The sequence below is a fragment of the Nocardia sp. GP40 genome (assembly GCF_050434125.1).
In the GTDB taxonomy this organism is placed as follows: domain Bacteria; phylum Actinomycetota; class Actinomycetes; order Mycobacteriales; family Mycobacteriaceae; genus Nocardia; species Nocardia albiluteola.
The window spans coordinates 364,583-387,841 of sequence record NZ_JBNPVW010000004.1; the positions used below are offsets into that span (position 1 = coordinate 364,583).

Here is a 23,259-nt window from a genome sequence, read left to right on the forward strand (position 1 = left end):
TCATTCCTCCAGGTCACCACCACCACGACCACTCGGATCCAAGGTGAGGAGATCCTCATGCAGGCCGGACAGCATTCGCCCGGTCGGCGATCCGTCCTCACCCGACTCCATGACCAGCCAACCGACATCAACACCGGACGCGTTCACAGCGCGGCCCTCGTCCAGCTCGTCAAGGACGGCAAACACCGCCTCGTAGGCGACAGCACGGGCGAGGCGAGCCAGATCCGCCCGATCCACACCGGCAGCAATCAGTCGCTGAGCCGCTGGCACCTGCTCCAGCGCGCCTGGACGATCCCAGCCGTCGATCGCACCACGCCACAAGCTCTGCAGGAGCACGAACCGAGCGAGATGCGGGATGTTCTCGCTGATCTCGGACCTAGCCCAGCCTGCGGGGTCGTCGGCACCAAGCGCCTCGAACTGAGTCCGAAGCGACTTCGCCGTGGCCCGGCTTGCGTCATCCAGGGACACCACCCAGGTTTCCCAAGTCATCTGCGGATCATCCATCGCGCCAGCATGCCCTACGCGCACTGCCGCCTTCGACCCAAGACTCACTCACGGCAGTCGACCAGCAACCGCGGTGACCTGGTGGCTGCGACTGCCGCTCAGCCCGGCCTGGGCGGCAGCGGGTCTCGCGGTGTCGGCGGTGACGCACTACTGGGCCGACCGGCGCACCACACTGCGATGGCTGGCTGACCGGCTCGGCAAGGGCGAGTTCTACAAGCGTGGTGAGGGACTGGCCTCGGGCGCCGCGCACCTGGACCTTCTCTGCACTACCTGGAATCCGGCGGTGGCCTGATGAATAAGGAATTCTCTCGGATTCGTCCCACGAGGCAACGTCATCCCCCGATGGGATGGTCCGGCAGCACCGCTTTCTCACCCCCGCTGTCGAAGCAGTACCAATACCAGTCACCCTCGAGGTGATGGAGCCTGTCTGTGCGAGGGAGACCGGTGAGCTGGGCGAACCCGGCTCCGTCCGAGCAGTAGTCCGCGGCGGGACTGGTGTCGAACCAGATACCCGAGTCGTCGCGGTAGATGCTCGAGATCGGGCGGTCCGTATCGTCGACGCGGTAGAGGCCGAGCCGGTGACCTTCGAACGTCCGCGGATCGACACCGTTGCGCACCTTTCGTGCGGAATCATCGAAGCTGTGCTCGGAGAACTGCCAGCGCACGAGGATCGGTAGGTCTGCGCTCCATGCAACCACCGTGCACGCCACCACCAGCGCGGGCGCAAGCAGGGGACTGAGTTCGGGTACTCGAAGCCGCCGGGATACGACTACCCGGGTCAGGTAACCGACCATTCCGTAGAAGAAGGCAACCGCCGCGACGGTCAAGAACAATTTCCACAGCACCGACTCGGCGCCGGCCGGGTCGCTGGCATGGACGAGCAGGCCCACACAAGACATAGCGGTGCCGGCGAGAAACAGATGCCAGCCGAGCCGTGACCGGAGTCGTCGCTTCTCTCCTCGGCCGGGAAGGTTGTCGGACTGCACCGTGCTCATTCCGGAAGGCTAGCCTCGATTCGCCCAAGGCCCGGGTGGTCAAGTTCCCACTCTGGGGCCGCCACCACGGCGCCCGGACTGCTCACTGTGTGCGTGGCCGCCGTTCTGCTGGCGGTGGTCCCTTGACCTTCACAGGCGGCATGCCCAGTTCGGCGTGGCCTGGTGCGCCAGTTCGCAGTGCCCGGTGGGTCTGAGACCTTTTGGCGCGCAGGAAGTTCAGGGTGAGATCGAGTCCTTCGACTTCACCTCGCCATCCTTCCTCGTTCGCGCGGCTCCGGCGGGCGATAAGGTCTTCTTCGAGTTCGTCGAGCCGGGTCAGCATTTTCGGGTCGACCGACAGCATCGGGCAACGGACACACGCGAATTCATGGGCGCACCCGGTGCCGTAGGGGCGTCCGCACGAGCCCAGCTCGACGCGGCGCTTATCGAAATGCTCCTGGAATTCCGACCATTCGTCCTCGGTGGGCTTGCGGTACTCCTCAGCGGGCCGCTGGGCTCGGCGGCGCTCGATGAACTGCTGGTAGTGGGCGATGACGGTGTCGTCGAAGACCGCGACGTACCCGCGAGTGGTCTGGATGTTGACGTGGCCCAGAAGCGCGGCCCCGATATGGATCGGGAGCCCGTTGTTGACCAGCTCGGTGGCCATCGCGCGGCGAAAGTCGTGCGGGGCGAACGTCACGCCCTTGAACTCCGGCCTGGTCAGGGCCAGGGCCTCGACCGCCCGGCGGATGCTGCGCCAGACGGTATGGGTCGACATCCCTCGCAGGGCGGCGCTGTGAACGGTCTGGAACAAGTAGGGCATCGGCGGAGTCCATACCCGCTCGTGGTTGTCGTAGCGCGGCACGACCGGCACTGTGCCGTGCTCGGCGATATGGCGTTTGATCACCTGGGCGATGACGTGGAACAGCTCGGCAGACATCGGAATGACCCGCTCCCGGTCGCTCTTGGACGGGCAGACCACGAGCAAGGCGACGACTTCACCGCTGGGCCGCTGATAGTTGCGGACGCTGAGGTGGGTCAGCTCGGTGAGCTCTTCCACGCGCAGGCCGGCCAGGCGCAGGGTCTCGATCACCGCCCACTGCCAGAAGGCCAGGTTCTCGTTGTGACCGACGCGGATCAGCTCGCCGGTATCGCGATTGATCACGCGCACGGGTGCGTGATCCGGGTTGCGGTAGGAGAGATCGGATTTGCTGGAGCTGCGTTGATAGGTGACGCCGTCGAGGGTGAAGCATTCGCCGAATCCGACTGCGCGGGCCGCTTCCAGCAAGGTGCTGTGCTCGTGCCAGCGATCGTTGACGAAGCTCGACAGGATCGGCAACAGCGGCTGTCGTTGGCGAGTGCGCTCGGCCATCCGTTCCTGTATGCGTCGCCGCCGCACCTGGAACCAGCGCAGATCCGCGTCGCGGATCGGGCAGGGCGCAGCCCAATGCGCCCATCGCTCGGGCTCGGTGATCGCCCAGCTTTGCAGGTCGAGGTAGAAACTGCGGATCGTCAGCAGCGGGCCGTCGATGTCCAGCCTGGCGGACCCGTCGGATTTGGTGAGGAACCACTGCTTCCACGCGGTGAAGGTCTGCTCGTCGAGCCGCAGATCGGTTTGACCAGGGTTTATGATCTCGATCTGCTTCCAGAACAGCCGGGCCAGCCGATCGACCAGGTGCGAGGACGTGGAGTAGTCCAGTTCGGCTGTGCGGCGCGTGAGGTAGTCGACCAGCAGGTCCCGGACCGCGGTGTTGCGCAGTTGGTGCCGGTCGACCTGCTCGGCGATGCTGCGCTGGCCCTTGACGACCGCGGCTCGCAGGGTGGCCGGTGCCGACGCGGGGAACACGCCCATCTGGTGCAGGACACTCCATGCCTGCACGCCCGCGAAGCTGCCGTCGCTGGGCCGCGCGCCCCGCGTGAGGCCGTATTTGCGGGACTCGACGGCGTAGTGCAGCAGGGCTTGCGGGGGCAGATCGGCCAGGTCGATACCGAACACGGTGAGCGCGCAGCACACATCGAAACGAGCACTGGCGCGGGGCGATTCCGATGCCGGCAGGTTCTCGACCTGGGCGAAGTACCGGTGAAGCAGCGGATCGGAGTGCACGAGGGAGAACCAGCGGGTGTAGAGGCTGAACTTGTAGGAGCGGAACACCCGCAGCTCGGGCATGATCACGCGCATCGCGAAGAGCTTGCCGGTCGCGCTGTTGAAGCCGTAGATCCGATCTTGTCCGGCGTCGTCGTCGAGCAAGACCGTCGTGGTCTTGGCGCCCGGCACACCGAGCCCGGCCGCCGCCCACCGCTGCTGCCAGGTGACGCCCGGAAACCGCTTCAGCGCTGCGAGTAGCGCCCCCATATCGGTGTCGTTGCGTCGGCGCGCCCCGGAATCGGTGGTGAACAGCGACGTCGCCAGACCCACGATCTCAGCGGCGGGGGCTCGCCGGAGGTCACCCAACGGCTGGGGCCGCACTGCCGGCGGCGCGGGCGGCGCCGGGGTGATCGCGGTGGGGTGAAAGCTGTTGTCCTTGACGTAGACCGGATCGGTGCGGCGCACCCGGCTGGTGGTGGGGCCCTGCATCCGGGCGCTGGTGCCGACCGCGTTACCGGGCACCGAACACCACCGCGACATCAGCGGGGTCGTAGCCCGGGTTCCACCGTGTCGGTGGCGTGGGCCGCTGGTAGTGCTCGGCGAGCTTGTCCACCAGGTCTTCCAGCCCGACCACTGTGTACAGAGCGGTCGTGCTGATATGAGCGTGCCGCAAGATGGACTGGACCTCGGTCAGGGTCAGCAACGGATCACGGGCCAGCCGGGACGCTGCGGTGTGCCGCAGATCGTGCAGAGTCCAGTTCGCCCCCAGTACCTCTGCCGCGCGTTGCAGGATTCGGCGGGCCGCCCAATAGGTCAGTGGCCGAACCGTGCCCCGCCGGGTTCGCCACAACGGTTCGCCGAAACCGGGGAGCCCGGCTTCCTCCAGGTACGCGGCCAGGTGAGCCAGGGCCTCCGGCGACAGCGGAACCTGTTGGCGCGCACGGCTTCCCTTGGACACCACCCACATCCGACCACCCGACCAATCCACATCCTCGAGCGTGGCCCCGAGCAGTTCCGAGGCCCGCGCGCCAGAGGACACATAACAGGCCAGCAGCGCCCGGTCCCGTGTGCACCGCATCTGTCTGAACAGGTCGTCCCACTGGGCGTCGCTGATCGACCGCGGCTGACGCACACGCGTCTTCGGCCGAAACCTGGCCCGGCGGAACGGCTTCGGGGTTTCCAGCGGAGACCGGTGCGCCAAAGCGCTACGCCGCTGGCTGTTCTCGGGGACCGGATTGATCAACGGACCCCGACCGAAGTGGATGTGGAAGGAGTAGAAGCCGTGCACGCAGCTGAGGTTGTGCGAGATGGTCGCGGGCGCATACCCCGCGGCCAGGGTCTGCTTGCCGGTAACCGGGTTGACCGCGCCAGCAGGAACCCGGCCCGGAATCCGGCGCTCACGCTGAGGATTACGCGCGGCCCGCAACCACCCGACCAACAGCGCCACCTCGGCCTCGGTCGCCTGCTCCCACCCGACCTCCACCGTCCACAGCACACGGAACCATCGCAGCAGGTCGTAGGCGTAGCTCCGGCACGACAACGGACTTGCATCGCCCAGCATCAGATCACGCAGAAAACCGCTGACCGGCTCGATCTCGCGACCGGAGCCGTCGAGGGCCACCCACGGAAGAAAATCCCCCCGGCCATGCTCCACCCGGCCCGCACTCGACACCCCGCCCCGGCCCTCCATCAACCTCTGCCGGACACCACCGGGCAACTCAGACAACGACATTCAGCGATCATCACCAGCCCGGACCATGCTGACGAATCGGCACCAGAGTTGGTGCAGTCAACAGACCAGTCTTTCCACTGGCTGTGGCTCGGCATCGCCGCCCTGGTGACCGTCGGCCACTGACCTCCACCACACCCACACAGCCTCTACACACGACAGCCCCGGCGGCTCTTACCCGCCGGGGCTGTCGTGTGTGTAGACCTTACTGTGCCACGTCCCGCGGGAACCTGCTGCCGCCCAAGAGGGTTCAGGCCTGTCGTTTCTGGCGGCGCAACCCACCCTGCGGGAACGGGCGCGGCATGCCTGTTGTACATCGTTGTCGGGTGGCGGTCCTAGGCTTGATATATCGGGAGTAGCGCGCTGGTCGCTGGCGCAGACGAAAGGTCGAAGGTCGCTGTAGATGCACGCGTTCGTGGACGAGACCAAGCAAAACGGGTTGCTGATCGTCTCTACCCTCGCTGAGGTCCGCCACATCCAGCAGGCCCGCAAGGTACTTCAGCCCCAGCGCGCCAAGGGGCAGAACCGCATCCACTTCAAGAAAGAAGACGATCCGCGGCGGCGAGCGATCTGTTCGGCGCTGTGCACCCTCGAAGTTCAGGTGCGCGTCTACGACGCGACTAGCATCCGGAACGCGGTCGAGGCCCGAACCAGCTGTCTCACAGCCCTTGTCGAGGACCTCGCCGCCGTCGGTGGCCGCCGGTTAACGATCGAGCAGGACGACTCCCTGGTCGCCAGCGACCGCAGGACCCTCTATAGCGCTGTCCGGAAGTTCGACGTGGCCGACACCCTGACCTACGACCACACACGCCCGAATCAAGAGCCTCTGCTGTGGGTTTCGGACGCGGTGGCCTGGTGCGTAGCCAAAGGCGGGGACTGGCGCCGGCGCGTGGACCCGCTCATCACCACGGTTCGCAAGCTGTCCTAGATACGCGAAACCCGGCTCACCAACCGTCCGGATGGCTGCCGGGTCCACTTCAAGGACGCTAATGCATCCTGCAGAGTTGATGATACACGCTGCCCCAGACTGATTCAGACTGATTCAGCGGCGAGTGTGACTTCCCGATCTCTGCCCCCCGGAAAATGGCGAAACCCCGGCGATGTGCCTGACCGCCGAGGGTCGGTAGGGATCGTTCCGGGGTTTCCGCTCGCGAGTATAGGTCTCCCGGCTATGGATGGCTGCAGGCGGTCGCTGCGGCCTGCCCCGCCTAGAGCTTGAGATTGCTGGCGGCGAGGCGCCAGAATGCGGTCCGGTCGATCGATCGGAAGTCCCAGCCCTCGATGATGCCGTGCGAGGCGGCGACGATGGCGGCGACGTCGAAATCCTCACGGGTGGCCGTGCCCTTGGCCTCCAGCTCGGCGATCACGTACGCAGTCGCGGTTTCCACGGTATCCAACACGCTGTTCTCCACTCGCTTGTAGAAACGGTCGATCACGGCCTGTCCAACTTTAAGGATCAACCACTGCCGCGAGGACAGAAACCTGCTCTCTACCACCCGATTACGGCGCATTCGTCCGATTTTCGGCAGGTCCGGAGACCGGACATGGTCACAGTCCGGCGCTACGCTCGACCGCACCCCGTGAGGACGGTGGTGGGAGGGGAGGCCGGACGATGTTGCGGTATGCGTGCTCGAACCCGTGGTGCTACCAGGGCTGGCATTACACCCCGAGCTGTCCGTGGCAGGTGCTGCGGTCGGATGCGCCGGCGGCGCGGCCCCGGCTGCGGACCGCGCAGGAAGAGGCGGCGCTGCGCCGATGGCTGGAAAGAAAGCAGCAGGAAGCCGCCGAAGCCGCCGACCTCGAGCGGTGGCGGGCCCAATTCAAGGTGCCCGACCGCGACGTCGTCGAGCCCGAGACGCGTGACCCTGGGCATGGGTGGCTGCTGGTGTTTGTGCCGGTCGCTGTGGTCGTCGGCCTGGCGATGCTCGCGCTCGTGTTTCTTCACTGACCGGCGCAGATACGACAGCAGGCCCTCACCGATCATCCGGTGAGGGCCTGCTTGGTCGTATCGGATCTATCCGCCGGCGGTGGCGACGACGCGGATCGAGGTCGGCTTGCCCAGGGCCTTGGCGTAGCCGATTTCCCCCTTGGTCGACTCGCCGATGTAGCCGGTTTCGTCGGTGACCACGATGACCTCGTCGGCGAGGTCGATCTTGTGGCGGTGCAGCTCATCGAGTCTGGTCTTCAGCTCACTGTCCTGCTCGTCGGCGGTGACCACACAGAACGGGGACAGCACGATGCGTCCGGCGGCGGTCTGTTCGGCAGCTACGGCGAGCATGTGATCGAAGAACCGCATCGACCCGCACAGCGTGACCAACGGCGGAAGCGGTGTCGTAGCGGTGGTCGTGGTCATCGTCCAACCTCCTGGGTGTGCAGCTGCGCGATCCGCGCACCCCGCCCGGTCGAGGCTGCTTGGCCCGCCGTGCGGGTCGGCGGTGTCGCGCAGGCGCGTTCGGCGGGGCGAGCCTCCCCAGCGTCGACGGCTGCGCGTCGGGCGGCAGCGGTGTCGCGGGCGGTGACAGCTTGGGCGGTGCGGGTCTGCCACTGCTCGCGGCGGACCGCGGCGCTCTGGCCGAGCTGCCCGGCCTCCTTGCCTCGGGCGTCGACCAGGCCCCGGATCTCCGCGCGCGCGGCGACCTGGACACCGGCCTGGGCGAGGTCCTGCTCGAGCCGCCCGCGTCGCTCGACGAACGCGGCTCGTTTCCGGTCCAGTGAGGTGCTCTGGGATCCGTTGACCACGACGCGCACTACGGATCCGATCGAGTCCACATCCTTGGTGAGCCGGTCCTCGGCGCGGCTGCCGGGCTCGATAGCGCCGGTGGCCTCGATCCGCTGGGTGATGGCCTCCTTGGTCGCGGTGGCCAGGCGATCGGCAGTGACGCCGATGCGCCTGCTGTCCACCTCGGATCGGGTGATCTCATCAGCCCACATCAGCTCCGGCAGCTGTGCGCGTCCGGCGATTCGGCCGGCGTCGATGTCGTCGATGGTCGCGATGATCTGCGCTCGCTCCATCGATGCGAGTCCTTTGCCGGTGCGGGCCTGGTCCAGGAGTTCGGCGCGGGCAGCGGACATGCGGACGATCAGCTCGCTGGTTCCATCGCTCATGGTCGGGCTGGTCTGGCCCAGGCCATCGCGCTCCTCGTCGCTGAATCCAATACGGGCGCAGCGGATCGGCTGTTGCAGAGTGCAATTCGACCGAAGCAGAATCTGTTCAGCTTCACCGGTGCTGAACTCCGCGAGGCCACACGATACTCGCTGCTCGATCACCAGAAGCTTGCGTACGAAACGGTGATGAGCCAGGTGCGCTTGGCCAAGCAAGCCGACCAGAAGAGCATCGTTATCGTGACTGGCGGACCTGGCAGCGGGAAAAGCCTTATTGCCGCCGCGCTGTTGGCCGAGCTGAACCGGGACGGGTACCGAGTGCGGCACGCCACAGGCTCGCTGGCATTTACGGAATCGCTTCGAAAATTCCCGGGCAAGGGGTCGACAGAGCTGCAGGGATTGTTCAAATACTTTCGGAACTTTGCAGATTCGGAGAAGAATGACCTGGATGTCCTGATCTGCGACGAGGCGCATCGTATTCGGGAGGTATCGACCAACCGCTTCACGCCGGCGGCGAAGCGTACCAAACGGCCACAGATCGATGAACTTATGGCCGCGGCACGGGTGCCTGTGTTCCTCCTCGACGAGAATCAGGTGGTACGCCCCGATGAGATCGGGACGGTCAAAGCGATCAGAGAACACGCGCTTCGCTGTGGATATTTGCCACATCATGTTGAACTGGACGGCCAGTATCGGTGTGGAGGCAGCGCCGAATACGACGAGTGGGTGCGTCGGCTGGTTGGTCTTCGAGTCGGAGGCCCCACCCCGTGGCCTGGTGATTCGAACTTCGATGTGCGGATCGCGTCGTCGCCACGAGAAATGGAAGATTTTCTGCGGAGCAAGAACTCTGACGGTATGACTGCAAGGATCGCCGCTGGATACTGCTGGCCGTGGAGTTCGCCCAATGAAGACGGCACATTGGTCAACGATATCGTTATCGGCGATTGGTCTCGACCATGGAATCTTCGGGGTGACCGAGCTGTCGGCGACGCTCCGCCGAGTCCGCTCTGGGCAACCGATCCGCGAGGATTCGGTCAGGTCGGATGCATCTATACCGCTCAGGGATTTGAGTACGATTGGTCCGGAGTTATTATCGGACCGGATCTCGTTGCCCAGGACGGGCATTTGACTACGGTGCGTCAGGGTACGAAGGATTCGGCGCTGAGAGGAACAAAGAAAGATCCTATCGCCGACGAAACCTTTGATATTCTGGTACGGAACATATACAAGGTTCTGCTAACGCGAGGAATGCGCGGCGTCGCAATATATTCCGTAGATCCCGAGACCCAGGCATTCCTTACCGGCCTGTTGAAATGAAGTTCTCGACTCACACGGTCCAGGGCTCCAGCAAATCGAGCAGGTTCCCAGGATGGTCACGGTATGCCGGTACGAGGTAGTGCAGTTGCGATAGTGATTCCTGGCACCCTGAGTTGACTGTGTGGTCAGTCCCGAACGTACGCAACCCACAAATAGTCACGCGCTCGGCTCAGTGCTACAAGCATCTGCCGCGCAATAAGTTCGGCCCTGTCCCGTGCACCGCCGCTGAGCGTATGCAACGGCGCCGAGGGTTCGTCGGTGATGTGGAAGACCCCCGCGAAGTCCATGCCTTTGGCGCGGTACACGGTTCCCACTTTGATTGCGGCTTGCTGTGTGCCGTCGTATCTTTCGAGTGAAAGTGTATCGAATCCAGACCCCGTGAGCAGGTGCTGATAGTGGACGGCGTCCTTGCGGGGACCGACGATGACTGCGATGTTCGAGGAGACGAGGCCGGATTCTGAGATGGCGCGGATGAGTTCGGCGTCGACCTCGGCTCGGTGCAGATGGACCTCGGTCGTGCTACCGCCTTCCAGCACACCGTCGCTGTCGCGCAGGACGAAACCCGGGCCGCCATCGAGGTCATCGACTGTATTGCTGGCCTCGATCTGCTGCGAATAGAGCAGTACCTCTTTTCGGTTGCGGTAGTTGGTTTTCAGTGTGCGGCTACGGGCCGGGGGAACGGGAATCCCCGCGTCGGACAGCCTCCATCCGCCCGGATACACCTGCTGCTGGCCGTCGCCAACGAGAAGCAACTGGGCATCCGGTCCGCCGCCGGCGATCTCGTGGACCAAGGTCAGCTCGGTCAACGTGAAGTCCTGTACTTCGTCGACCACCACCATGGCGTAGATCTCTGTGTCATCGAGAGGGCAGGCGCGCAGCTCCTCGATGGCCTTGCGCACTACATCGTTGAAGTTGTCGAGCCCGCGCTCGCCCAAACGCTTCCGGTACGGCTCATAAAATGTCTCCCATACCGTCTTGCGGCGGGATTCATCGAGCCGAATGCCGTCCCGACCTCGACGCAGCACGGGCTTGTACTCGTCGAATTCGGTGATCCCGCGGCCCTCGATCACCCGGCTGATCTCGTCCTTCCAGTACTGGTAGTCGGTTTCCGGGATCTTGCTGAGTGAGTATCGAGCCTGTTTCCATGCGCGTGCGAAGGCATCCTCGTTGGCGTCGTCGTCAGCCAATTCGAAAGGGACGCCCCGACGTCGGAGGAACCGCGTCGTCCATGCATGCAGGCCGACGAATTTCGCTCGGTCGGTGGCGTGCGGTGCCAGGTGCGTGAACCCCGATTCATGGTACGCCGGAAGGGTTCTGACGAAGCTCGTGAACAGCAGGCGGCCGGGATTGTGTTTAGCGAACCGCGCCATGCGATGGAGAGCGACGACGGACTTGCCGGTGCCGGCTGGTCCGCTTATCCGGGCAGGACCGTTGAAGGTGGCGTGGACCAGGCCGAGTTGTTCGGGATCCAGGAAGGTCATCCACTCCTGGAATGGGCGGGTCAGTGCCTTGCCGCGTTCGTCCTCGCGAAGTTCGGAGGTGACGAAAAGCCCTTCGGTGACTGCTGTTTGGGGCGCCGGAGCATCGTCGGTGGAGATCCACACATAGCGATCGAGCCGTTGGTCTACGGCTGCGGCGATGTCGCGGGCTCGGGTCCGGGTCAGCTTCGTCTCACCGGCTAGGAGGACATCGCGCATGGTTGCCCCGTCGACCGCGAGGAATGGATCATGCGCCTCGGTGTGCGCAGCGCGATCCATCAGGAGCATCACTTCGAGCATATGCGGCACGAACTGGCTGCTATCGGGTGTGAGGCCGGCAATGGTGTTCTCAGCGTGAACACGGATGCTGCGCAGGCGTTGCCGATCTGGGACCTCGTCGGTGAATACGAGCGCGAATATTCCGGTCCGGCCGATCGCGAACGCGGCGGCCCGGTCCGTAGGTACAGCCGAGCCGGCAACCATTAGCTGCCAGCCGCCCTCCATCAACGGCACCGACAACAGCCGACGTTGTAGTGCTGTCAGATGTGCAAGCGCGTCCAGTTGCTGCTGCACCCACCCAATACGACGTTCACGACCTATGTTCGGCATCGAACCCCCCGGTACAGTCAAAGCTTCAACGTAGTACCAGTACCGTAAGCCGGGCGGCGCCGACGTGCATAGCGAAATGCTCGGATTGCGATGCACTCCTGGTCATTGTGAAGTCGTAGGAGAAGGGGCGGGATCGATGTGGCCATTCGGAGCGAGCCGAGCCTGGTCTTCGCTCGCAGCGCCACCCGCCGAACAACGAGCAAGTGCAATCGCGTTGCTACCCTTCGCCGGAATACAAAGTGCTCGAGTCGACCAGGAGCCCCTCTCCGGACCCCCGTAGGTTCTCATCGAATCCAGCACCGCTGTAGCAGGCAAGAACAGTTTCGGAGGTGTCATACCCCTTGGCCGCCAACAGATCTCGAGCGCGTCCAAGTCGATTCACGTGGCCGAGTGTCATGACCCGGTCCCACTTGACTTCGCCCAGCGACAGGATGCGCCGCGGGTGTCCGGGCTCTTCCGGCGCCAGTACTGCCACATCGATTTGGATCTGGGACCTTTCGCGTGGGTCGTTGACCGTGGCCGCGGCTACCTGACCCGGTAGTCCGCCAAATACCTCTGGCCCCACCGACATTGCCCAGTCCCGGCAGAGTCCTTCGAAGTGTGGCCCGACCGCTTGGGAAAGGAAGCTGGCTTGGGAGTTACGCCACGCGGCCTCCGGATTGCCGCGCTCGAGCAGCGTCCACTGGCGGCGCATGATGGCCTCGTAGAACACGATCAACGGCTCGGCGATTCGGTAGACGGACTTGCCCTTGCTGAAGGGGTCGGTCTCGCGGACGATCAGCTGGGAATCTTCGAGTACCGACAGGGGGTGGCCGATGTCGGTGGCGTTGCGGCCGATGGTGTTTGCGATTCCACCGCGGGTGGTGTGGCCGCCCGCGATGGCGCCGAGGACGGCGTGATACAAAGCCGCGTCACGGATTTCGGTTTCCTCGGCCAATAGGTAGCGGGCTTCCCGGAAGAGGGGAACCTGCGGGTTGAGTACGGTTCGCAGTACCCACGAGTCGAAATCAGCTAGGGAGTCGGGGGCATCGCCGGCGACGAACTCGCGGCGGTAGGCGGGGGTGCCTCCGACGATCGAATGGACCAGCACTGCCAGGCGCGGATCGTCGATCCCCCAGAAGGTGGCGGCGTCGCGGTAGGAGAGCGGCCTGACGACCAACTCCATGCTGGCGCGGCCACGCAGTGGTGCGCTGCCCGACAAGAGTTTTCCCATGACGGACATGGCCGAGCCGCACAGCAGGATCCGGGACCCGGCCTGGCGTGCGTAGCCACGTGGATCGAGGGCGCGCTGCAGCACCGACGGAAGGGAGGGGGTGGCTTTGGTTAGGTAGGGGAACTCGTCGATGACGATGAGGCCGTCGCCGACCACGGCGAAGAGTCGCTCCAGCGCCTCGTCCCAGTCTTGGAAGGCGTATCGCCCACCGCCGGCATAGGCCGCGACGGCTCGGCCGAACCGCTCCAGAGACTCGGTCTGTGTTGCATCGGTCGCCGTGAAGAAGAAGCCGTTGACCACCTCGGCGAGCGCGTCGAGCAGGAACGTTTTACCTTGCCGCCGCCGTCCGCTGACGATGCCGAGCCGCACGTCCGGGCTCGATGCTGTCGCGAAGCGGGTAAGGCCGTCCCACTCGCGTTCACGGTCAAATACGCGATCGGGTTTGCTCAGGGCGGGCATACATAGAACTATACATCTTAGATGTATAGTTCTATGTTTCTGAACAAGGGGGGCTGGCGCAGCGGCTCCGATTGTTCGATCACGGCGTTGCCGGGACTGCGCGATACCTCCAGACGGCGTGGGTGGTTACGTAAACTGCTGTGCCGCTAGCTGTTCCCCATGACCCAGGGATCGTTGGAATTCAGTGCGACCAGCAGCAGGCGGATTGCGGCGACCCGGCGTTCCTTGCCTGGCAGCAGATCCAGTGCGCATTCCGGGTCGGCGGGTGGGCCCAAGTGGGTGCACCCCCGCGGGCAGTCCTCGATGGCGTCCGCCAAGTCGGCGAAGGCCTCGATGACGTCGTCGGGGGTGATGTGGGCCAGGCCGAAGGAGCGGATGCCGGGCGTGTCGATGACCCAGCCGCTGTCGGGGAGGGGCAGGGCCAGGGACTGGGTGGAGGTGTGGCGGCCCTTGCCGACGCCGGAGACGTCGCCTACGGCTCGATCTGCTTCCGGGACAAGGCGATTCACCAGGGTAGATTTTCCTACGCCGGAATGGCCCAGCAGACACGACAGCTTGTCATGCAGCAGATCGTGCAGGGATTCTAGTGGGTCCTCGCGCCCCGCGTGGACGATGGTCAAGTCCAGATCGGTGAATTCCGAGGCGAATTGGGAGTCCGCGGCCAGGTCGTGCTTGGTCAGGCACAGAACCGGCTCCAGGCCGCCTGCATACGCCGCGGCCATCGCGCGTTCGACGAAACCGGTGCGCGGTGGGGGATCGGCCAGGGCCACGACGATGATCAGCTGTTCGGCATTCGCGACGACGATCCGCTCGAACGGATCGGTGTCATCGGCGGTGCGGCGCAGGACCGTCGAACGATCGGCCACCCGGACGATGCGGGCCAGCGTGTCCGGCTTGCCGGACAGATCACCCACCACGTCGACCTGATCGCCGACCACGATCGGTGACCGGCCCAGCTCCCGGGCGCGCATCGCCACCAGCGGCCGATCGGGATCGCCGTCGAGCACGCAGCTCCACCGCCCGCGGTCGACGCCGATCACCATGGCGGCCTGGGCATCCCGGTGTTCGGGGCGGGTCTTGGTGCGAGGACGCGAGCCCCTGCCCGGGCGTACCCGGACATCGGACTCGTCGTACTCGCGGCGCCTCAGGACGCTGCTCCCTCGCCCGAAAGCATTGTCTCCCAGAGGGATACGAAGTCGGGCAGGGTCTTGGCGGTGGTGCCGATGTCCTCGATCTGCACCCCGGGCACCCGCAGGCCGAGGATCGCGCCGGCGGTGGCCATGCGGTGGTCGGCGTAGGAGTGCCACGGCCCGCCGTGCAGCGGGGTGGGCACGATGTCCAGCCCGTCCTCGGTCTCGGTGACGTTGCCGCCGAGGCGGTTGATCTCGGTGGACAGCGCCGCGAGCCGGTCGGTCTCGTGCCCGCGCAGGTGGGCGATGCCGCGCAGGCGCGAGGGCGAATCGGCCAGCGCGGCAAGGGCTGCCACGGTCGGGGTGAGCTCGCCGACGTCGTGCAGGTCGATATCGATTCCCGCCAGCCGCTGGGGCCCGTGCACGCGGAGCTTGCCGTGCGCGCGGCGAACCTCGGCGCCCATGCGCACCAGGATCTCCCGGATGACATCGCCCGGCTGGGTGGTCAGCTGCGGCCAGTGCGGAATGGTCACCTCACCGCCGGTGACCGCGGCCGCGGCCAGGAACGGTGTCGCATTGGACAGATCCGGCTCGACCTCCCAGTCCACGCCATGGATCGGGCCGGGTGCGACGGTCCACACCTGCTCCTTGCGCGGATCCGTCGGCGCGGTGACCTCGACGTCGGCCTGGCGCAGCATCTGCACGGTCATCTCGATGTGCGGCATCGAGGGCAGCGCCGCGCCCTCGTGGTGCACGGTCAGGCCCTCGCCGAAGCGGGCCGCGGACAACAGCAGCCCGGAGACGAACTGCGAGGAGCCCGACGCGTCCATGGTGACCGACCCGCCGCGCAGCCCACCCGTGCCGTGCACGCTGAACGGCAGCTTGTCCCCGTCGATCGTGGCCCCGAGCGAGCGCAGCGCCTGCAGGATGGTGTCCAGCGGACGCAGGCTCGCCTGCTCGTCGCCGGAGAAGGACACCTCGCCGCTGGCCAGCGCCGCCACCGGCGGCAGGAAGCGCATGACCGTACCGGCCAGGCCGCAGTCGACATCCGCTCCGGTCAGCGGGGCCGGGGTGACGGTCAAAGTGTCTGCGTCACCGTCGATCCCGGCGCCCATCGCCCGCAGCGCGGCGATCATGAGGTTGGTGTCACGGCTGCGCAGCGCCCCGGTGATGGTCGAGGGCCGGTCGGCGAGCGCGGCGAGGATCAGGGCCCGATTGGTGATGGATTTCGAGCCCGGCAAGGTGACGGTCGCGTGGACGGGGCGGTCGGAGTGGGGCGCTGGCCAGAGAGTCACCCCTCCATCTTCGCTTATCGACCGTTTCGGGGTGCGCACGGTCATGAACTCGCAGCAAAACGGCCATCGAAACCGGCCGCGGCCTGTGATCAATCACAGGGGATGTTCGCGTGTTCGACCGGATGTCACATTCGGTCAACTGACCCGATCGAATGTCACCTTCGATCGGGATCAGCGGACCGAAGGTGACATCCGGTCGATACCGGCGGAGGCGGCGCTGCTTGGCTGGGGCGGGGGGCTACTTGTGCCGCCCGTGGATCAGCGGAACGATCCGCCGCAGCAGCTTCATCGTGCTCTCGGTGCGCTTGTAGCTCAGCAGCGCCATGCCGGGAATCGCGAAGCGCTGCACCGCGATCGAGTGCGGATCGGCGAACTCCAGCAGACCCGGTGCGCCGTGGATGCGCCCGATGCCCGATTCGCGCCGCCCGCCGAAGGGCAGCGCGGAGATGGCCGCGAAGCCCAGCACCGAGTTGACCGAGGTGGCTCCGGCGCGCAGGCGCCGGGCGATCTCGACGCCGTGCTTGCGGGAGAACACCGCCGAGCCCAGGAAGTACTTGGAGTTGTTGGCCAGCCGGACCGCCTCGTCGATGCCGTCGACGGAGCGGATGGTGACCGTCGGGCCGAAGGTCTCGTCGGTGACGGCCTCGGAGGTCTCCTCGACGTCCAGCAGCACGACCGGCTCGATGTAGGGGCCCTTGATCGAGTCCAGCCCGCCCATGACCGCCGTGCCGCCGTTCTTCAGTGCGCTGTCGATGTGGCGGCGCACGACGTCGATCTGGCTGGGCATCGTCATCGGGCCGTAGGCGGCCTTGGCGTCCGAGCCCGGGTGGACGTTCGACAGGACCTTCTTGACCTCGGCGACGAACTGATCGCGAATCGACCTGTCGACGTACACGCGCTCCACGCCCGCGCAGGTCTGGCCGCTGTTCATGGTGGCGCCGTAGGCGACCGCGTCGGCCGCGGCCTTGATGTCGGCGTCCGCGGCCACGATCACCGCATCCTTACCGCCGCATTCGAGCAGCACCGGGGTGAGCGAGTCGGCCGCGGCGGCCATGATCCGCTTGCCGGTGCCGGGGGAGCCGGTGAACGCCACCTTGTCCACGCCGGAGGTGACCAGGGCCGCGCCGGTGGCGCCGTAGCCGTTGACGGCGATGAAGACGCCCGCGGGCAGTTCCGGATTGGCCTCGGCGAAGGTCTTGGCCATGAAATTGCCGATGCTGGTGGAGTATTCGCTGGGCTTGTACACCACGGTGTTGCCCGCGGCCAGCGCGTAGGCGATCGAGCCGTTGGGGGTGTAGATGGGGTAGTTCCACGGGCCGATCACGCCGACGACGCCGAGGGGACGGTATTCGATGGACGCCCCGAAGTTCGCCATCGTCGCGCCGGGGGAAACCTTGCGGGTCTTCAGCACCTTCTCGGCGTTCTTGGCGGCCCAGGCGATGTGCTCGAGGACCAGCATGAGCTCGAGGAAGGCGTCCTCGCGCGGCTTGCCGTTCTCGGCGTGGATCAGGTCGCACAGCTCGTCGGAGACGGCGACGAGCCGAGACGACCAGCGCAGCAGGTACCGCTTGCGCTCGGCGTAACTCAGGGCGCCCCAGGTGGCGGCGGCGGTGCGCGCCGTGGCGACGGCCGCGGCCACCGCCTCGGCGTCGGCGATCGGGTGCGTGGCGATGGTCTCGCCGGTAGCCGGGTTGACCGAGGTCAGCACGGTCTCACTGGTGGTCTTCGACTCGGTGGTGGACATGTTTTCGGCGACCCCTACTGAGAAAGTGACGGCGTGAAGTTCTCATAGCTTGATATGAAGTCTACTGCCGTCAGTTTGGATTTCCGGCCAATATTCGATGCCGGGCCAGCCGCGGCTGTCGGTGGGTGATGGCAGCATGGGGGACATGTGCGGCAGATACGCGACCACCGTGGATCCGGGCCGTCTGGCGGCCGAACTCGACGCCCTCGACGAGACCGACGACCCGCCGGGCCCCGGCGCGGGCGCCCCCGGCCCGAACTACAACGTCGCGCCGACCAACAGGGTGCTGACCGTGGTCGAGCGGCACGATCGCGACCACCCCGAGGACGATCCGCGCCTGCGCATCCGCCGCATGCGCTGGGGCCTGGTCCCGGTGTGGACCAAGGCCGCCGAGCCCGGCGTGCCGGTCAAGGGAAAGCCGCTGTTCAACGCCCGCGCGGAGCGCGCCGCGGAGGCGCCCTCGTTCCGGGACGCGGTCAAGAAGCGCCGCTGCCTGGTGCCGATGGACGGCTGGTACGAATGGGTGGTCGAGGGCGAGGAGAACGCGAAGGGCAAGGCGGTCAAGCGGCCCTACTACATGTCCAACGCCGACGGCTCGCGGCTGTACATGGCCGGGCTGTGGTCGATCTGGCGCGACCCGGCCCGGCGGGAGATGGATCCGCTGCTCTCGTGCACGATCCTGACCACCGACGCGATCGGCGATCTGACCAGGATTCACGATCGCATGCCGCTGATCATGCCCCGCGAACACTGGGCCGCCTGGCTCGATCCCGATCACGCGGCCCCGCACGAATTGCTGGAAACCCCGGGGCCGGAACGGGTTTCGGGGATCGCGGTCCGAGAGGTACCGACTTTGGTGAACAGCGTGCGCAACAACGGGCCCGAACTGCTCGCGCAGGTGGGGGAGCGGGCCGGGCAGATCAGCCTGCTGTAGCACCGGCCCGGCGGGTCACCCGCACGTCTCGCTCGACACGAGCAGGGCCACCACGCACTTGGCCAGGTCCGCACCTGTCTCGATGGTCTTCGTCATGACTTCGCTGCCCAGGTCCGCGCCCCTATTGATAATCCTCGTGGCCAGGTCGCCGCCCATGCCCTGCGCCTTCTCGTCCCGTTCCGGCTGTGCCTGCTCCGGGGTGCCGGAATGGGCGCCGAGCGGGTAATCCTCCGGGCCGGCCGCAGCGGTGGCGGCGCAGCAGGCGAGCATCACGCCGCTCGCCAGGGTGACGATCATGGTGCGGACGGGCTGGCGGCGGGACGACATCGCGCGGCGATTCGATGAGGGACGGTGGTCGGGCGACGGGTGAGCCATTCGCATCAACATCCTCGGGGGTCGGTAAGTACGACGAACGGGCCCGTCAAGTAACGCATCACCGGGGCTCATTTCGCGTGATTTGCGCGATTGGTCCCCGTGGTGCTGCGTGTTCTCGACAGGCCCGTCGTGGCGGTCGAACGACCAGTTCCGCGTGGTCAGGCGACCGGTTCGACCTCCGCGCGATCCCCGGCCCGGGATTCGCTACTCGCCGCGATGCCGCCCGCGGTGCGCAGCGGCACCTCCTTCCAGAAGGCCACCAGCGCCAGCGCCAGCACCGCCAGGGCGGTCACCGAGAGAAAGACCGTGTCCATCGAATCGGCGAAGCCGACCTTGAACGGCCGGGCCAGCGTCGGATTCAGCTTCTGGATCACCGAGCTGTCGCTCAGCACGTTCGCCGCGGCCGACGTACCGTGCGAGATCAATCCCTTGGACAGCGCCGCATCGGCCGGGTTGCTCGAGTGCACCCCCTGCACGATGGCCTGCTGATACGCGGGCTGGGTCGCCGCAACCTGCATCTGATGCCCGATGTTCGGGGTCAGCTGGGCGAACAGGATCGACAGGAACACCGCCACGCCCATGGTGCCGCCGATCTGCCGGAAGAAGGTCGCCGACGAGGTCGACACGCCCATGTCCTTCGGCGGCAGCGCATTCTGCAGCGCCAGCGTCAGCGGCTGCATCAGGTTGCCCAGCCCCAGGCCGACGATCGCCATGAAGATCATCACCAGCCACAGGTGGCTGTCGGCGCTGACCAGATGCAGCAGGAACAGGCCCACGGTCAGCAGCGTGGCGCCGATGATCGGGAAGATCCGGTACCGGCCGGTGCGGGAGATGGTCTGACCGGCCACGATCGAGGCGGTCATCATGCCGAACACCATCGGCAGCGTCTGCAGCCCGGCGATGGTCGGGCTCGAGCCCCGCACCACCTGCAGGTACTGCGGCAGCAGGCTGATGCCGCCGAACATGGCCGCGCCGACCACGAAGGAGATCACCACGCCGAGCGCGAAGGTGGTGTTCTTGAACATCCGCAGCGGAATCAGCGCGGCGTCACCGAGTTTCGCCTCCACGGCGATGAAGCCGAGGATGCCGAGCACGCCGATCGCGTAGCAGGTCAGCGACTGCGCGCTGCCCCAACCCCAGCTGCGGCCCTGTTCGGCGACCACCAGCAGCGGCACCAGGCCGACGACCAGCGCGAGCACGCCCCACCAGTCGATGCGCACCTGTGTACGCGTGCGCTTGGGCAGCTTCAGCACTTTGCTGACCACGGCCAGCGCGAGCGCGCCGACCGGCACGTTCACCAGGAACACCCAGCGCCAGCCGGTGATGCCCAGGATGTGCGCCTGGCCGGCCAGCAGGCCGCCCAGCACCGGGCCCACGACGCTGGAGGTGCCGAACACCGCCAGGAAGTAGCCCTGGTAGCGGGCGCGTTCGCGGGGGCTGACGATATCGCCCATGATGGTCAGGGCCAGCGACATCAGGCCGCCCGCGCCCAGGCCCTGCAGCGCCCGGAAGAGGGCGAGCTGGTACATCGAGTCGGCGAACGAGCACAGCAGCGAGCCGGCCACGAAGATCGTGATGGCGGCCAGATAGAACGGCTTGCGGCCGAACATGTCCGAGAGCTTGCCGTACAGCGGCGTGCTCAGGGTGGAGGTGATCAGGTAGGCGGTCGTCACCCACGCCTGCATGGAATAGCCGTGCAGGTCGTCGGCGATGGTGCGGATCGAGGTCGACACGATGGTCTGATCGAGGGCTGCCAGCAGCATCCCCAGCATCAGGCCGGACAGGATGACCAGCACCTGGCGGTGGGTGAAGCCGCCCGCTGATCTGGGTTCGAGGGACGGCCGATGTGCCGTCTCGGTGGCGGTGGTCATGAGAGTTTCTCCGTCGCAGGATCTTTGGGGGGAAGGTTGAGCATCGCCGGGCGCGCCTGTTCGTAGTCGTCGACGAAGCGGCGCATCACGTGGGCGAGCTGTTCGCGGTCGTCGTCACTCCAGTGCGAGAGCACGGTGGAGAGCGCTTCGTTGCGGCGACGACGCAGGGAGGCGGCCAGCTCCCGTCCGGCGTCGGTGACGGCCAGGACGCTGGCCCGGCCGTCGGCGGGGTCGGCACGGCGCTCGATGAGCCCGCGCTTGACCAGTGCCGCGGCCTGGCGGCTGATGGTGGAGGCATCGGAGTAGAGCAGTTCCGCCAGGGCGCCCGAGCGCATCGGGCCGTCCGCGAGCAGGCGGAAGATGATCCCGTAAGATGCAGCCTCGATCTCGCCTCCGGAGGCGGCCGCGATCTGCGCGGCGGTGCGCTCGCGGATGCGTCCCAGTCGGATCAGCTGCAGGGCGATCAGATCGATCACCTCGTCGTGGTCCATGGGTCGCGCGCCTCCTTGGTCAGCTCAACTGATTAACACAGTCAATTGCTTGCTTATTCCAACTAGTTGTACTGGGCAAGTATGTGCTCGATCGGGGAGATATGCAAGGAGCGCTGGACGATAGTCCGGCGTGTCGGATAGGGGTGGGAGGTCAGGACGTCGCGACGGGAGCCGTGACGGCGTCGGTCAGGCGGATCAGATCGGCGGGGGCCAGTTCGATCTCCAGCCCGCGCCGGCCCGCGCTGCACAGCATCCGGTCCCACTCCAGCGCGGACGCGTCGATCACCGTCGGCAGGGCGCGCTTCTGGCCGAGCGGGGAGATGCCGCCCAGTACATAGCCGGTGGTGCGCTCGGCCTTGGTCTTGTCGGCCATGGCCGCCTTCGGCGCGCCCAGCGCCGCGGCCGCGGCCTTCAGCGAGAGCGTCGTCGGGACCGGCAGCACCGCCACCGCCAGCCGCGCCGGGGCGGACCCGCCCGACAGCTCGATCACCAGCGTCTTGAAGATCTGCCCGTCCCGCACCCCCAACTGCGCGGCCAGCGCCGCCACCGCCTCCGCGCCGAAGGAGTCGCTGCGCGGGTCGTGCTGGTAGGCGTGCACCCGGTGCGCGACCTTCGCCTGGGTCAGGGTGCGGATCGCGGGGGTCGAAGCGGCGGCCATGGCGGCCACCTTAGGTGTGCGGGGACCCACCCGGCCAGTCCATTGCGCCCGACGCGCGGGAACACAGCGACCCTCCGGCATGTTGCACGCGGTACGCATCCCATTCCGTGAGAATCGAAGGAGTTTGCCGGTGACGGTTCTGATCGATGAACGTCCGGTCCGTCTCGGAACCTCGCCGCTGTTCAGCCAGCTCGCGCAGGTCCCCCGGGCGACCGGGTTCCCGCTGTCCACCTCGCTCGCGGTAGATTCTGTGATTACGGCGATCGAAGGGATGGGCGTGACGAGCGACGAAGATTTGGCGGCCGATCGCCTCGATGGTGACGCCGAGAGCGGCGGCACGACGCAGGCGGGCCCGGCCGACCCGGCCGAACTGGCGCAGCGGTTCGAGCGCGACGCGCTCCCGCTGCTGGATCAGCTCTACGGTGCGGCGCTGCGGATGACCCGCAACCCCGCCGACGCCGAGGATCTGGTGCAGGAGACCTTCGCCAAGGCGTATCAGGGCTTCCGGTCCTTCCGTGAGGGCACCAACCTCCGCGCCTGGCTGTACCGGATCCTGACCAACACCTACATCAACTCCTATCGCAAGAAGCAGCGCCAGCCCGCGCAGTACCCCACGGACGAGATCACCGACTGGCAGCTCGCGGCCACCGCCGAGCACACCTCGACGGGCCTGCGTTCGGCCGAGATGGAGGCGCTCGAGGCGCTGCCCGACGACGACATCAAGTCGGCGCTGCAGGAACTTCCGGAGGAGTTCCGGATGGCGGTCTACTACGCCGATGTCGAGGGTTTCCCCTACAAGGAGATCGCCGACATCATGGGCACCCCGATCGGCACGGTCATGTCCCGGTTGCACCGCGGCCGCAAGCAGCTCAAGGGCCTGCTCGCCGATGTGGCACACGAGCGGGGATTCGACCGGAACGAGGCGGGCAGCGGGGCTCGTCAGGAGGTAGCCCAGTGAGCACGGAACAGGAGCGGGGGACCGAGGCGGAGGCCGATATGAAGCTCGATTGCACGGCGGTGCTGGCCGATGTCTGGCTCATGCTGGACGGCGAATGCGACCAGGCCACCCGCGAGCGGCTCCAGCATCATCTGGAGACCTGTTCGCCCTGCATCGACGCCTACGGCCTGGAGGAGAAGCTCAAGCGGCTGCTCAACCGCAAGTGCGGCGGCGACCGGGCCCCCGATTCGCTGCGCGAGCGCCTGACCCTGGAGATCCGGCGTTCGATCACCGTCACCGAGACCCGGCTCGAGCCCTAGCCCGTTCTCCCGGCATACATACAGATCAGCGGC

The 23,259-nt window shown here is 66.4% G+C and carries 23 protein-coding genes; 7 read left to right on the forward strand and 16 right to left on the reverse strand.

The window, feature by feature from the left end; genetic code table 11:
• On the reverse strand, positions 1-504 hold the full coding sequence (locus ABH933_RS14860; protein WP_429425587.1) for a hypothetical protein: 504 nt from the start codon (positions 502-504) through the stop codon (positions 1-3).
• 73 nt (positions 505-577) lie between these two features.
• Between ABH933_RS14860 and ABH933_RS14865 the strand changes: the two genes are divergently transcribed.
• Entirely contained in the window at positions 578-796 is a 219-nt protein-coding gene (locus tag ABH933_RS14865) for a hypothetical protein (RefSeq protein WP_429425585.1), read from the forward strand.
• Positions 797-836: 40 nt separating this feature from the next.
• On the opposite strand, the gene ABH933_RS14870 is transcribed toward ABH933_RS14865, so the two are convergent.
• From ABH933_RS14870 to ABH933_RS14880, 3 genes are all read right to left on the reverse strand, one after another.
• Positions 837-1,499: a hypothetical protein gene (locus tag ABH933_RS14870; RefSeq protein ID WP_429425583.1), complete on the reverse strand. Its 663-nt coding sequence runs from the start codon at positions 1,497-1,499 to the stop codon at positions 837-839.
• Positions 1,500-1,581: 82 nt separating this feature from the next.
• On the reverse strand, positions 1,582-4,086 hold the full coding sequence (locus tag ABH933_RS14875; RefSeq protein WP_429425581.1) for a tyrosine-type recombinase/integrase: 2,505 nt from the start codon (positions 4,084-4,086) through the stop codon (positions 1,582-1,584).
• On the reverse strand, positions 4,076-5,296 hold the full coding sequence (locus ABH933_RS14880; RefSeq protein WP_429425579.1) for a tyrosine-type recombinase/integrase: 1,221 nt from the start codon (positions 5,294-5,296) through the stop codon (positions 4,076-4,078). The genes ABH933_RS14875 and ABH933_RS14880 overlap by 11 nt, the downstream gene beginning before the upstream one ends.
• A 400-nt stretch (positions 5,297-5,696) precedes the next feature.
• Between ABH933_RS14880 and ABH933_RS14885 the strand changes: the two genes are divergently transcribed.
• Positions 5,697-6,221 carry a hypothetical protein gene (locus tag ABH933_RS14885; protein ID WP_429425577.1) on the forward strand — a complete coding sequence of 175 codons (525 nt, stop codon included), beginning with the start codon at positions 5,697-5,699 and terminating at the stop codon, positions 6,219-6,221.
• Positions 6,222-6,501: 280 nt separating this feature from the next.
• Here the strand turns inward: ABH933_RS14885 and ABH933_RS14890 are convergent, their stop codons facing one another.
• Positions 6,502-6,729 carry a hypothetical protein gene (locus ABH933_RS14890; protein ID WP_429425575.1) on the reverse strand — a complete coding sequence of 76 codons (228 nt, stop codon included), beginning with the start codon at positions 6,727-6,729 and terminating at the stop codon, positions 6,502-6,504.
• Positions 6,730-6,905: 176 nt separating this feature from the next.
• Here ABH933_RS14890 and ABH933_RS14895 point away from each other — a divergent pair, with 176 nt between their 5' ends.
• Positions 6,906-7,241 carry a hypothetical protein gene (locus tag ABH933_RS14895; RefSeq protein WP_429425573.1) on the forward strand — a complete coding sequence of 112 codons (336 nt, stop codon included), beginning with the start codon at positions 6,906-6,908 and terminating at the stop codon, positions 7,239-7,241.
• Positions 7,242-7,307: 66 nt separating this feature from the next.
• On the opposite strand, the gene ABH933_RS14900 is transcribed toward ABH933_RS14895, so the two are convergent.
• Positions 7,308-7,646 (reverse strand): hypothetical protein, encoded by a 339-nt coding sequence (locus ABH933_RS14900; protein ID WP_429425572.1) that lies wholly within the window; start codon positions 7,644-7,646, stop codon positions 7,308-7,310.
• Positions 7,643-8,398: a hypothetical protein gene (locus ABH933_RS14905; protein WP_429425570.1), complete on the reverse strand. Its 756-nt coding sequence runs from the start codon at positions 8,396-8,398 to the stop codon at positions 7,643-7,645. The genes ABH933_RS14900 and ABH933_RS14905 overlap by 4 nt, the downstream gene beginning before the upstream one ends.
• A gap of 72 nt (positions 8,399-8,470) precedes the next feature.
• Between ABH933_RS14905 and ABH933_RS14910 the strand changes: the two genes are divergently transcribed.
• A complete protein-coding gene (locus tag ABH933_RS14910) occupies positions 8,471-9,712 on the forward strand; it encodes a DNA/RNA helicase domain-containing protein (protein ID WP_429425568.1) in 1,242 nt (413 codons plus the stop codon).
• Between the two features lie 125 nt (positions 9,713-9,837).
• On the opposite strand, the gene ABH933_RS14915 is transcribed toward ABH933_RS14910, so the two are convergent.
• From ABH933_RS14915 to ABH933_RS14935, 5 genes are all read right to left on the reverse strand, one after another.
• Positions 9,838-11,763 (reverse strand): UvrD-helicase domain-containing protein, encoded by a 1,926-nt coding sequence (locus ABH933_RS14915; protein ID WP_429425566.1) that lies wholly within the window; start codon positions 11,761-11,763, stop codon positions 9,838-9,840.
• Between the two features lie 253 nt (positions 11,764-12,016).
• Positions 12,017-13,471 carry an AAA family ATPase gene (locus ABH933_RS14920; protein ID WP_429425564.1) on the reverse strand — a complete coding sequence of 485 codons (1,455 nt, stop codon included), beginning with the start codon at positions 13,469-13,471 and terminating at the stop codon, positions 12,017-12,019.
• Between the two features lie 146 nt (positions 13,472-13,617).
• Positions 13,618-14,655, reverse strand: coding sequence for a ribosome small subunit-dependent GTPase A (rsgA, locus tag ABH933_RS14925; RefSeq protein WP_429425617.1), 1,038 nt, complete (start codon positions 14,653-14,655; stop codon positions 13,618-13,620).
• Positions 14,616-15,941 (reverse strand): 3-phosphoshikimate 1-carboxyvinyltransferase, encoded by a 1,326-nt coding sequence (aroA, locus tag ABH933_RS14930; protein WP_429425562.1) that lies wholly within the window; start codon positions 15,939-15,941, stop codon positions 14,616-14,618. The genes rsgA and aroA overlap by 40 nt, the downstream gene beginning before the upstream one ends.
• Before the next feature lie 193 nt (positions 15,942-16,134).
• Positions 16,135-17,640, reverse strand: a complete 1,506-nt coding sequence (locus ABH933_RS14935; RefSeq protein WP_429425560.1) for an aldehyde dehydrogenase family protein — start codon at positions 17,638-17,640, stop codon at positions 16,135-16,137.
• 145 nt (positions 17,641-17,785) lie between these two features.
• Here ABH933_RS14935 and ABH933_RS14940 point away from each other — a divergent pair, with 145 nt between their 5' ends.
• On the forward strand, positions 17,786-18,574 hold the full coding sequence (locus tag ABH933_RS14940; protein WP_429425558.1) for an SOS response-associated peptidase: 789 nt from the start codon (positions 17,786-17,788) through the stop codon (positions 18,572-18,574).
• 15 nt (positions 18,575-18,589) lie between these two features.
• Here ABH933_RS14940 and ABH933_RS14945 read toward each other — a convergent pair whose 3' ends face one another.
• The 4 genes from ABH933_RS14945 to ybaK all read right to left on the reverse strand — a co-directional run bounded on the left by ABH933_RS14945 (position 18,590) and on the right by ybaK (position 21,969).
• Entirely contained in the window at positions 18,590-18,949 is a 360-nt protein-coding gene (locus ABH933_RS14945) for a hypothetical protein (RefSeq protein ID WP_429425557.1), read from the reverse strand.
• A gap of 158 nt (positions 18,950-19,107) precedes the next feature.
• Positions 19,108-20,820 carry an MDR family MFS transporter gene (locus ABH933_RS14950; protein WP_429425555.1) on the reverse strand — a complete coding sequence of 571 codons (1,713 nt, stop codon included), beginning with the start codon at positions 20,818-20,820 and terminating at the stop codon, positions 19,108-19,110.
• Complete coding sequence (locus tag ABH933_RS14955; RefSeq protein WP_429425553.1) at positions 20,817-21,311, reverse strand: MarR family winged helix-turn-helix transcriptional regulator; 495 nt, start codon at positions 21,309-21,311, stop codon at positions 20,817-20,819. Before ABH933_RS14955 ends, ABH933_RS14950 begins: the two co-directional genes overlap by 4 nt.
• A 151-nt stretch (positions 21,312-21,462) precedes the next feature.
• Positions 21,463-21,969, reverse strand: coding sequence for a Cys-tRNA(Pro) deacylase (gene ybaK / locus ABH933_RS14960; protein WP_429425551.1), 507 nt, complete (start codon positions 21,967-21,969; stop codon positions 21,463-21,465).
• A 271-nt stretch (positions 21,970-22,240) separates the two neighbouring features.
• Between ybaK and ABH933_RS14965 the strand changes: the two genes are divergently transcribed.
• Both ABH933_RS14965 and rsrA read left to right on the forward strand, forming a co-directional pair.
• On the forward strand, positions 22,241-22,927 hold the full coding sequence (locus tag ABH933_RS14965; protein ID WP_215918463.1) for a sigma-70 family RNA polymerase sigma factor: 687 nt from the start codon (positions 22,241-22,243) through the stop codon (positions 22,925-22,927).
• A gap of 38 nt (positions 22,928-22,965) precedes the next feature.
• Positions 22,966-23,226 (forward strand): mycothiol system anti-sigma-R factor, encoded by a 261-nt coding sequence (gene rsrA, locus ABH933_RS14970; RefSeq protein WP_429425615.1) that lies wholly within the window; start codon positions 22,966-22,968, stop codon positions 23,224-23,226.
• Positions 23,227-23,259 lie beyond the last annotated feature (33 nt).